The 11,583-nt window shown below is 37.5% G+C and carries 11 protein-coding genes and 1 pseudogene; 1 reads left to right on the forward strand and 11 read right to left on the reverse strand.

Features of this window, described 5'->3' with window-relative positions; all coding sequences use genetic code 11:
• The 6 genes and pseudogenes from B494_RS19790 to B494_RS0118350 all read right to left on the reverse strand — a co-directional run.
• A pseudogene (locus B494_RS19790) lies at nucleotides 1–347 on the reverse strand (transposase); the annotation flags it as partial.
• 139 nt (nucleotides 348–486) lie between these two features.
• A complete protein-coding gene (locus tag B494_RS0118330; RefSeq protein ID WP_017473831.1) occupies nucleotides 487–2,400 on the reverse strand; it encodes an ABC transporter ATP-binding protein in 1,914 nt (637 codons plus the stop codon).
• Nucleotides 2,393–4,132, reverse strand: coding sequence for an ABC transporter ATP-binding protein (locus tag B494_RS0118335; protein ID WP_017473832.1), 1,740 nt, complete (start codon nucleotides 4,130–4,132; stop codon nucleotides 2,393–2,395). The genes B494_RS0118330 and B494_RS0118335 overlap by 8 nt, the downstream gene beginning before the upstream one ends.
• A 24-nt stretch (nucleotides 4,133–4,156) precedes the next feature.
• Nucleotides 4,157–4,615, reverse strand: coding sequence for a MarR family winged helix-turn-helix transcriptional regulator (locus B494_RS0118340; protein ID WP_017473833.1), 459 nt, complete (start codon nucleotides 4,613–4,615; stop codon nucleotides 4,157–4,159).
• Between the two features lie 223 nt (nucleotides 4,616–4,838).
• Entirely contained in the window at nucleotides 4,839–5,705 is an 867-nt protein-coding gene (locus tag B494_RS0118345) for a S66 peptidase family protein (protein WP_017473834.1), read from the reverse strand.
• Nucleotides 5,706–5,757: 52 nt separating this feature from the next.
• Nucleotides 5,758–6,252 carry a DinB family protein gene (locus B494_RS0118350; protein WP_017473835.1) on the reverse strand — a complete coding sequence of 165 codons (495 nt, stop codon included), beginning with the start codon at nucleotides 6,250–6,252 and terminating at the stop codon, nucleotides 5,758–5,760.
• Nucleotides 6,253–6,500: 248 nt separating this feature from the next.
• Here B494_RS0118350 and B494_RS0118355 point away from each other — a divergent pair, with 248 nt between their 5' ends.
• Entirely contained in the window at nucleotides 6,501–6,884 is a 384-nt protein-coding gene (locus B494_RS0118355; protein WP_017473836.1) for a DUF4183 domain-containing protein, read from the forward strand.
• An 86-nt stretch (nucleotides 6,885–6,970) separates the two neighbouring features.
• Here B494_RS0118355 and B494_RS0118360 read toward each other — a convergent pair whose 3' ends face one another.
• The 5 genes from B494_RS0118360 to B494_RS0118380 all read right to left on the reverse strand — a co-directional run bounded on the left by B494_RS0118360 (nucleotide 6,971) and on the right by B494_RS0118380 (nucleotide 11,228).
• Nucleotides 6,971–7,333 carry a DUF4183 domain-containing protein gene (locus B494_RS0118360; protein WP_017473837.1) on the reverse strand — a complete coding sequence of 121 codons (363 nt, stop codon included), beginning with the start codon at nucleotides 7,331–7,333 and terminating at the stop codon, nucleotides 6,971–6,973.
• 65 nt (nucleotides 7,334–7,398) lie between these two features.
• Nucleotides 7,399–8,328 carry an ABC transporter substrate-binding protein gene (locus tag B494_RS0118365; RefSeq protein WP_017473838.1) on the reverse strand — a complete coding sequence of 310 codons (930 nt, stop codon included), beginning with the start codon at nucleotides 8,326–8,328 and terminating at the stop codon, nucleotides 7,399–7,401.
• Between the two features lies 1 nt (nucleotide 8,329).
• Nucleotides 8,330–8,905 carry a UbiX family flavin prenyltransferase gene (locus B494_RS0118370; RefSeq protein WP_017473839.1) on the reverse strand — a complete coding sequence of 192 codons (576 nt, stop codon included), beginning with the start codon at nucleotides 8,903–8,905 and terminating at the stop codon, nucleotides 8,330–8,332.
• A 24-nt stretch (nucleotides 8,906–8,929) separates the two neighbouring features.
• Nucleotides 8,930–9,796, reverse strand: coding sequence for a UbiA-like polyprenyltransferase (locus tag B494_RS0118375; protein WP_017473840.1), 867 nt, complete (start codon nucleotides 9,794–9,796; stop codon nucleotides 8,930–8,932).
• A complete protein-coding gene (locus B494_RS0118380; RefSeq protein ID WP_017473841.1) occupies nucleotides 9,783–11,228 on the reverse strand; it encodes a menaquinone biosynthesis decarboxylase in 1,446 nt (481 codons plus the stop codon). The genes B494_RS0118375 and B494_RS0118380 overlap by 14 nt, the downstream gene beginning before the upstream one ends.
• Nucleotides 11,229–11,583: the final 355 nt, after the last annotated feature.

Genomic DNA, 11,583 nt, shown 5'->3' on the forward strand with positions numbered 1-11,583 from the left:
CAAACGTTGAAAATTTTTGATACCAAAACAGCCTTACTTGTATCACACGAACGCAAGTATTTCTCAATGGTCTTTACCTTTCGATCAGGTAAAATGTCTATAATTTCATTATTCTCCACATCCACCACATTCGTTTGGAATCTTTCTCCCCCTGCATCACCTTTAAACTCATCAATGGATATGGCCCGAGGAACAATCTTTTTTACTTTTATCTGGTGATGGTCAAATAATCGAAGTAGACGGTTCGTTGTCATCCCTACCAAGCGAGCTGCAGTACGAAAAGAATGGAAGGCCGTGTATGTTAATGCTGTTGTTTTCAAAGCATTTGTACAACGTTGATAATAATCCAGAGGGCGAATGAGTGTATTTTTTTCACACTACAGGAATCCCATCACGATAGAGGACACCACCACATTCAGTATAGATCCATAATGTTTAGCTAAAAAACTCCCTCAATTGATTTGAAGGAGTTTTTTCTTTGTGCTATTAAGTCAATTCAAACATACCAGCTGATAATTGATAATACTTACCTTTTTGTTCAATAAGTTGATCGTGATCGCCACGTTCAATGATTTCACCGTGTTCAAGTACCATAATCGCATTAGCCGAACGCACTGTTGACAGGCGATGTGCAATAATAAAGGATGTTTTCCCTTCCATTAAACGATCCATACCTTTTTGAATCAGTGCTTCTGTACGTGTATCGATAGAAGATGTTGCTTCATCTAATATTAATACAGGTGTTTCAGCAATTGCGGCTCTTGCAATTGCAAGTAGTTGCCGCTGTCCTTGTGACAAGTTTCCACCATCAGACTTCAATACCGTATGATAGCCATCTTGCAAATGACGAATAAAGCTGTCAGCATTGGCTAACTTCGCTGCGGCAATCACTTCTTCATCTGTTGCATCAAGTCGTCCGTAACGTATATTCTCCATTACCGTTCCGGTAAATAAATGTGTATCTTGTAATACCATTGATAACGAACGGCGTAAATCCGGCTTTTTAATCTTATTAATTTCAATACCATCAATACTAATATTGCCTGATGGGACATCATAGAAGCGGTTAATCAAGTTTGTTATCGTCGTTTTACCAGCCCCTGTTGAACCGACAAAGGCTATCTTCTGGCCAGGTTTAGCATAAAGTGAAATATTATTTAATACGGTTTTATCTTTGTCATAGCCAAAGATAACATCTTTGAAGACAACCTTACCTTGAACAGGTGTATAAACAGTAGAGCCATCTTCTTTCACTTCTTTCCATGCAAACGCTCCAGTACGCTGATCAGATTCCGCTATTTCATCTGATTGGTTGTCTTCTACCGCAACCATTGTAACGTGCCCTTGGTCAAACTCCGGCTTTTCATCAATCACCTTGAAAATACGCTCTGCACCAGCAAGTGCTGTCAAAACTGCATTAAGTTGCTGTGAGATTTGCACAATTGGCATGGAAAATGTACGAGTAAATTGAAGAAAAGCAATGACAGTACCTAAGGTTAATGCATTCATAATCGCAAATAATCCACCAATCATTGCCGTAATCGCATAAAGCATATAAGATAAATTACCCATTATCGGCATTAAAATATTGGCAAAGGTATTGGCTTGTGTAGCATTCACACGTAACTCTTCATTTAATTCTTCAAACTCTTCAATAACCTTATCCTGACGCGAGAAAACTTTGATCACTTTCTGACCTTCAATCATTTCCTCAATGTAACCATTGACGCGCCCAAGCTCCTGTTGTTGCTTGACAAAATAATTGGCACTTTTACCACCTATCGTTTTAACAGCTAGCATCATGAGCGCTAACATAATTAGAACAATGATCGTTAGCTGCCAACTAAACACAAGCATCATCACAAATACACCAACAACAGTTATTAGAGAAGTAACAAAGTTCGTTACACTGTTCGACAATACTTGTCTAAGTGTATCGATATCGTTTGTATATAAACTCATAGAGTCACCGTGAGTGTGGGTATCATAATACTTAATTGGCAGAGCTTCCATCTTTTTAAATAAATCGACGCGCAATTTATATAACGTACGTGTTGACACACCAACCATTAATCGGTTGAAAATATAAGTCGAGGCTGCACCTATAATGTAAATGATCGAAACAACACCAATAACGGTTATAAATCCTCTCATAAGTGCGCTATCATCACTATTAATTAGTGGCGCAAGGTAGTCGTCAATAATGACTTGAAGAAAGGAGATCCCGATCACATTCGCTAATGCACTAAAGATAATGGTGATAAACACAATTAATAATATCCATCTGTCTTCTTTCATATAACTAGCAATCCGCTTAACGGTTTCCCAAATGTTTGTAGGTTTTCCCATCCCTTTAGGTCCACCCATTGGTCCACCAACTGGCTTTTGTTGTTTACTCATGATCATTCACTCCTTTACTTTGCGATTGATAAATTTCTCGATAAATCGCATTTGTCTTCAATAAGTTGTCATGGGTATCAAAGCCGTTAATGGTTCCATCATCAATTACGATAATTTTATCCGCATCAGAAACTGAGGTCACCCTTTGAGCAATAATTAAAGTCGTAACACCTTGTAAATTCTCATTAAACGCCTTTCGAATGGCTGCATCTGTTGCTGTATCGACCGCACTTGTTGAATCATCTAAAATGACAACTTTTGGTTTTTTAAGCAAAGCTCTGGCAATGGTCAGTCGTTGTTTTTGGCCACCAGAGACATTAACTCCCCCTTGACCAAGCACCGTGTCATAACCATTTGGCAACGAAACAATGAAATCATGAGCTTGGGCGGCTTTGGCAGCTTCAATAACCTCTTGATCTGAAGCATTTTCGTTACCCCATTTTAAATTATCTTTAATTGTGCCTGTGAATAAAACATTATTTTGCAGAACCATTGCTACTTGATCACGTAATGTTTTTAATTGATAATCTTTAACATTATGGCCACCAACAATGATTTCCCCATTTAAAACATCATAAAGCCGAGGTATCAATTGTACTAAAGTGGTTTTGGAAGAACCGGTTCCCCCTATGATACCGACGGTTTCACCAGACTTGATCGTTAAATTGATATCTTTAAGCACTAAATTATTTGAATCTTGGTTGTAGCTAAAATCTACTTGATTAAAGATAATACTTCCATCATTTAAATCAAGTGTTTGATCACTATCATCATCATCTAAGACGGGTTTTTCTTCTAATCCTTCAACAATTCTTGAGAAAGAAGCACGAGAGATAATTAACATGATAAAGATCATTGAAATCATCATTAATGAAATCAGAACCTGCATAATATACATAATAAAACTTGATAATTCTCCAATGTTGAATGTTCCTTGAATAACCATATTTCCGCCAAACCATATGATCGCGACAATACTGGAATAGATCGTTAATTGCATAATTGGCATATTAAGAACAACCAGTTTCTCTGCACTGAGTTGTGCATCCCTGACTTTTTTAGCATCTGCTACAAACTTTTCCTCTTCATGGTCTTCTCGAACAAAAGCCTTGACTACACGAATATTAACAATAAAATCTTGGACTTTCTCATTGAGTGTGTCATATTTTTCAAGCATGTCTAAAAATCTTGGATGGGCGTGTTTTCCAATTAAATATAACGTGACAGACAATACTGGAATCGAAATGAGAAATATTAATGACAGTTGTGGATTGATAGAAACTGCCATAATCGTTGCTCCCACTAGCATGATAGGCGCACGCACCGCCATTCTGATCACCATCATAAAGGCGTTCTGTGTATTCGTAATATCTGTTGTTAACCGTGTGACTAGGGATGCGGTTGTAAATTTATCAATATTAGCAAATGAATAGGTTTGAATTTTTTCAAATAATCCCGAACGAATATTGCGTGCGAACCCCATACCAGATATGGCTGCATACTTTCCGCTAAGTGCACCAAAAATAAGGGCGACGAGTGCCATGACAATCATTAATGACCCCACTCGAATCGTATAAGGCATCCCCCCATCACCTAAAATACCGTAATCCACAATACGTGCCATTAAGAAGGGAATCATCAATTCCAAGACCACTTCTCCGACCACCATAAGTGGTGTTAAAATCGTTTCTCGCTTATATTCTCCTAAAAACGGTAATAATTTCTTAATCATCTTACGTCAACCTCCAATTCTCCTCTACCTTTTAAACTTACATTCTTTCGGCAATTCTTGATTAAGATTTGCTAAAAATGCCTTCAATTTTTCTAAGACATCTTGCTGCTCTGACTGAGATATACCTTGAAAAAGCTTCTCATCAATAACATGCTTATATGCTTTAAAGCGCGCTAAAACAGCTTCACTCTCATCGGTTAAATAGATGAGCTTATTTCTTCCGTCAGTTTCACTCTTAACACGCTTAACAAAGTTTTTTTCTTCCAAGCGATTGAGCAAGCCCGTTACCGTAGGATTTGTCAAATGGAAATGTGCTTCGATATCCTTTTGATTTAAAGCTTTATTATGATACTTAGCTTTGGACAAAAATAGCAATATATCACCTTGCGATGCCGTTAAATTCTGACTTTCAAAGTAACTATTTTTTTCACGTTCTAGCGCAAAATATACCAATCGTATGTAGAAAATAATATCGTCTGGCACTGTTGACACCTCCCATGATAATATATAGCATGCTATCTATTATCTTAATTATATTTATAATTGTCAACATTTTTAATTCGAAATGCGAATAAATTTTTTAAAGCTACATGAAGTGCACTTCAATGACACGTTTGCATGACGTTCCCTTCTAAATAATAGTTACGCTTACTGTAGGAGCAAAAGCACTGATTTCTAAACAAAATAAAAAAGCAAACCTAATTGATTAGATTTGCCCTTTCAATGTCAGCTGTTGCCCTAATCTTAAAAGAGGACTTTCTGGACTGTGTCCAAGTTGATCTGACTTTATAATCGGCCAGTGATATTTTTGTGCATAGGGCTGAACCAGTTCTACTAATGCTCCTGTTCCAGACGTTTGTTCAAGCTCAGTAAATGTGCCTAGTAATAGTCCATTGATTTGGTCAAAATAACCGATTTGTTCGAGCTGCGCCAAAAAGGTTGCGATGCGATTGGGTTGACCACTCAAAGACTCCAAGAAAAGCACTTTCCCTTTTGGATCTGGTATATAAGAAGTCCCCGCTAACTTTAAAAAACATCGGATATTACCACCTACAATTTGTCCAGATAATGCATCCCCTTGAATCCAGTCATAGTCAAAGTTTAACGCTTCTTGATCGTTAAATAATAGGTTGTATAAACTTCGCTCTTGTAGCTTATCCTTATTAGATCCTAGATGCATAATTTGATAATGATAAACTGGCGCACAAGCCTGACTATATAAACTATTTAACAGTACCGTTACATCACTATAACCAAACAATGGTTTTGAATGTTGTTTAATCGTATTAAAATCAAGATAGGGTAACACTTGATTGGCGCTATCGCCACCGGACAAATCAAAGATAACTTTTATCGTTGGATTCTTATAAAGCTTGATTAGTTCTTGAGCCCGTAATGCTGGTGGACCACTCCAATACGTACCCTCTTGCCGATAGATCGTTTTAGCTTCAACGGTGCCAATTCCCCAACTTTCAAATAGATTTTTAATCCTTTCTATTTGATCTTGCTGTTCTAGCTTCCGTCCATCAGAACAAGCAATCAAACCGACTTTGTCTCCTTGCTGTAATTTCATTTGCTCCCCCTTATATTATTCAGTGCCGTCACTTGATAGATTGATAGAACCATCATCGTTTACTGAAAAAATGTTCAACTTGGTCTTTATGATGATGATCATGCCATAAAAAGCCTGCGATAAAGTTATATAAAGTATGCGGATAACCTGTAAACTGATCAATGACCTCACCATTTACTGTAAAGCGCGCAAAGAAATCCTGCTCTGTTCTTTGTCGCAAATATTCGATCACTTTCTTTCGCATCGTTATTGCTTCATCAATCAACTGTTGACTTGTTTTATTTGAGTGTTGCACATACACGATTGCTTGATCGTTAGTTTTTTGATAGTCTTCTTCCGTTCTGACATCTGCTCCCTCTTTCATTTGAGGTATGACGATCTCTAACATATATTGATCCCAAAATCGCATATGCGTAATGATATCAGCGACCGTCCATTTTTCTTTTTCAATAGGTTGGAAAAACCATTCATCACTGTACTTTTTTAAAGATTCAAGCCAATCCTCAGTCTCTTCAAATGCATGAATTAAATCCTGATACGTATCCATGATTTCACACTCCCTTTTCACTAGTCAAATCATTCTCCGTTACCTAACTTTTGTACACAATCGCTTTGTTGCTTCATCTTCTATCAATCGTTCAGTCTAGAAATAACGCTATTTTTTTCCATTATAACACAATTATTTGTTCGCAAACTAGCTAATATGAAGGAATACGTAAGATTAAGGGTACTTGTCTTTAACTGAAACGCTCATTATCCATATACTAAATTAAGAAGTATAGCGGAGGTGAAAATATGGTTTTACAATTGATGAAATTAGCCATTGAGGCTTCAACAGCGACAACGATTGATCCCGAATCAGAAAAGTATTTTTATGTAACCGAAGCACAAGTCGAACCAGGAACATCACTAGACATCGATGTAGCTGACTTTTTTGATAATACCGGAACAGCTGTTGTCGAATTACCAGAACTCATAACCGATAACAGTTATTATAATGTATCCGTCAACGGTGTGTTACAAATGCAAGGTCTCACCACTTATACACCGGGAGCAACTGGGGTCGGTTCACTTGAAATTGATGTACCTGCTGATAGTGAGGCGATTATTGTTGGCACACCAGTTGTTTTAGAAGTTGTAGTATTTGATCCAACCTCAACAACTGAAATAACAACATAATGATGATCAAAGACATATTAACAACAAAAATAGTAAAGCGAATGATTCATTGATTGATACCACGAATCATTCGCTTTGTTTTTGCCTCATGTCAAATATAACTTAATAAAGTGTAAGATGATTGGCGCATCTGCAATGGGTGGACGATCTGTTTGGAATCGTAGCTCACCTTCTTTTACTGCATACGTATTAGTCGGTTGGAGTACACCATTAACATACAAATTTACGAGAGTCATCTTCTTTGGATCCAATATCCCTCTATTACCGTATTCAGTTCGTTCATCTGCATTTGTATAAGTATATTTTTCTCCATCAGACTGTGCGTTATATTGATACGTTTCAGCTCTAATCGATAGAGCTGCTGAACGGATCGGAACACTGATTTTAATGCACTGTTTTTTTTTCGTCCAGTCATAGACTTGCGTGCCCTTTATCCTATGCTTGTTCATTACGATCACCTGTCCTTATAACAGTATATGAACAGAGTGAAGATTTAGAGACAGTCAATAACTGATTATATGCCAATATCATCGATTAACTGATCAGGTGTAAACGCATCATCAATCAAGTCTTTCTCAATAACCCAATCAATGACTTCTTGTAGTTCATCCTCAGTTGGCAATTGATTGGTTCTAAATACTGGATTTTCAATCGATCCTTTCATATCTTCAGCATAGCCAACGATTTCAATTACAATATCTTCATACTCGTCGATCGGTGTCTCATTCAAATAGTCAACCGCTTGATTGTAGGCAGAATAGAAACGCTCAAGTTCCTCTGTCTTTTCATCAATAACATCTTGTGAAAATGCAGTAACAGATGTATAATAACCAAGCTCCTTCGCGCTACCTAATAAAGTATAACCATCATTAAGTGCCAATGTTGAAAAAGGTTCTGGTAAAAGCGCAACATCCACTTGTTGATTTCTTAGCATTTCAAGTCTCACTGGCACAGCAGGTACAATCGTTTTATTCGGATCATTTTGATCAAGTCCGTTTGCCTCTACGATTTTGTCAAGTGCGTATTCAATTGAGGTGTGATCAGAAATAGCCACGGTTTGGTCAACAAGATCAGTTATGTCGTCGATACCTATCTCAGGTCTAGCTATTAATCTAAAGTCTCCATCTGTCAACCCGGTAATCTTCAAATCAACATCACTATTTTGATATAAATTAATTGCAATCATATCGCAAATCATACCATCTAATTGACCACTTATGTACGCTGAATCGCGATCATTAGCACTATTAAATAATTCTAAGGTAACTTCTAAGCCTTCGTCTTCAAAATAGCCATTTTCTTCGGCAATAACTAACGGTAAAACATCTACTGATGAAATTGCCCCGAACGTAATCGGCTGCAAATCTGCTTCAGCTGATGAATCTGACGCGCATCCCCCTAAGATAAAGATAGTGAATAAGAATAACAATAGTATTTTTTTCAATTTAATTCCCCCATTTTTTGAATAAATCATTTTCTATAGATAAATGGTCAAGTATTTTCCCAACGACAAAATCAATTAAATCATCCATCGATGATGGATGATGATAAAAACCTGGCATTGCCGGAACTATCGATGCACCTAGCTGAGACAGTTTTAACATGTTTTCTAAGTGAATAGCATTTAAAGGTGTCTCGCGCGGAACAATAACGAGCGAACGCTTTTCTTTTAATGCTACATCTGCAACTCTACACAGTAAATTTTTTGCTATGCCATGACTTATTTCAGCTAACGTTCCCATTGAACAAGGTAAAATAATAGCAGCATCAAAAGAATAGGAACCACTTGCCACTTTGGCAAACAAATTATCATTTTCATTTAACGAAAAATGCTTATACTCCTTTTTTAACTTTGCTAACCAATCTTGCACTGAGAGTTTCAATTCATAGGCGATCACCTGCTTAGCTGTATCTGTTAAAATCAAATGGGTTTCAATGTTATTTTCCAATAATACTTCAACCATTCTTTTACCGTATATACTGCCACTTGCACCCGTGATCCCAACCACAACTCTTTTCATCTAAAAATCCTCTCTTTAATGAGCTCACCAAATAATCGCTAATACACCAAATAACAGAAAAGTCAAACTTACTAATTGATTGATGCTATATGAGGCAATTTTGACATTTTTTAAATTGGTTGGTGACACCATGCTGTGTTGAATAATAAATAATAAACTAACAAAGATTAATCCAATGAAGTAAATCATGTGAATTCCTTCACTTAGAAATCCAACCATAATCAAAAAAATAACCGTGGCAACATGAAATAACGCCGATATATATAGACCAAAACGTAAACCAAACGTCTCTGGTATGGAGCGAATCCCATGTTCACGATCAAACTGATAATCTTGTGCACCATAGATAATATCAAAACCAGCTACCCACGCCGTATTAGCTGCTCCCATGAAAAAAGCAACCCATGACATCGTTCCTGTTATTGCAATCCAAGCCCCAACCGGAGCAGCCGCACAACTCACCCCTAGTATGAGATGACATAAACAAGTAAATCGTTTCGTGTAAGAATAGATCACCATTAAAAACAACGCAATCGGTGCTAGAAAAAAGCATAATGGATTAAGCATCCATGCAGCTGCAAGCATGATAACAAAGCACACGATCGAAAAGATCAATACTTCTTGTTTATTAAGCAAGCCTTGTGGGATTTGCCTTGTTGCGGTCCTCGGATTTTGAGCATCGATTTTTGCGTCAATTACACGATTTAACGCATTAGCACCTGTTCTGGCACTTAGAAATGCGACCAAAATCCAAAAAAAAGTATCAATAGATGGGAAGCCACCGGCTAGTAACATCGCTATAATTGCAAAAGACAGTGAAAAAATCGTATGGGAAAACATAACTAACGTTCCATAATCATGAATTTTCTTGAACGATTTAATCCAAGCCATATTCACTCCACCTTTTTGTGACAAGTTCTTTCACCTCTTCAGTCATTTCAATATCGTCTGGCCACTCGCGTGTATAACCTTCACTCGGCCATTTTTTCGTTGCATCGATGCCTAGACGATGGCCTAAATGCGGCAAATTTGAAGCATGATCAAGCGCATCAAGTGGGCCTTCAGATATGACAATATCACGCTTGGCATCAATATTATTAAAAACTTTCCACGCTACTGTCGAGACATCGCTTGGCTTAATATGTTCATCAACCACAATGATCATTTTCGTATACATCATCTGTCCAAAGCCCCACAATGAATTCATGATTTTTTTAGCGTGTCCTGGATAGCGTTTCTTAATCGAGACAATCACACAATTATGAAACACACCTTCTAATGGGAAATGGTGATCAACAATCTCTGGAAACTGCATTTTCAATAATGGTAAGAATATCCTTTCTGTTGCTTTTCCCATATAGCAATCTTCCATTGGTGGTTTTCCAACAATCGTTGTTGGATAAATAGCATCTTTACGGTGTGTGATACATGTCACATGAAAAACCGGATATTGATCGGCTAATGAGTAATAACCCGTATGGTCACCAAACGGCCCTTCTGTCCTATGAGGCTCATTGACGTCAACATAGCCTTCGATAATAATTTCTGCACTAGCAGGGACATAAATATCATTTGTTATAGATTTCACAAGTTTAACCGGCATTTTACGTAAATAACCAGCAAACATCATTTCGTCAATCATCTTTGGTAATGGAGCTGTCGCAGCATAAGTAATGGCTGGGTCACAACCTAAAGCTACGGATACGGGCATCTTGCCTCCCAATTGGCGATATTTTTCATAAATTTCTCGCCCATCTTTATGTAAGTGCCAATGCATGCCTGTTGTTTGGCCATCAAATACTTGCAAGCGATACATTCCGGTATTTTGAATATCGGTCTCAGGGTCTTTTGTCATCACAAGCGGTAATGTAATGAATTTACCACCGTCTTTGGGCCAACACTTTAAAATAGGGAGCTTATTTAAGTCTGGCTTTAGGTCAACAACCTCTTGACATGCACCTTTAGATGAAGATTTAATTGGAAATACGGCTGCTAATCGCGAAAGGCGAGGCAAGGATTTGATTTTTTTCATAAGTCCTAAATAATTGGACATATCAATAAATTCACCTATCCCATCAGCAATTTCATCAAGTGATTCTGCTCCTAACGCCATACTCATCCGCTCATAGCTACCCATGGCATTGATAAGAACAGGAAAGTTTGAGCCTTTAACATTTTCAAATAATAAGGCTGGTCCATAAGCTTTTGAGATCCGATCAGTAATTTCCGTAATTTCCAGTTCTGAATCTACCTCAGCTTGGATCCGTTTTAGCTCTCCTTTCTTTTCTAAAGTTGCAACAAAATCTTGTAAATGTTTGTACAAATCTACTTCCTCCTCAACGTCTCTAAACTAGGGAAACAGTCACATTTTAACATAGATCACAACGAAAAATAGAGCAACTTTCTTACAATTTTGTTAACTTATTATTATAGTTACTTTAGAAATTCGAGGGAACACAATGGCAGCATTCGTTATTTTCAATTGTACTGAAGCTCTAAAATTTATGTTGGCGTGACGGTACAACTTAAGACTTTGCTCTGAGCAAGAGTGAAGGGGGGATTTTGCGCTCACGCTGTTTCCGTAGGGAGACTGCTGAAAAACTAACCCCTGGAGGTATTTTGAATTTATAGGATTTTGTACTCACTCCAGTTACAGACGATCGCTTTCCGCGGGCACG

It is taken from the genome of Amphibacillus jilinensis Y1 (assembly GCF_000306965.1).
Lineage (GTDB): Bacteria > Bacillota > Bacilli > Bacillales > Amphibacillaceae > Amphibacillus_C > Amphibacillus_C jilinensis.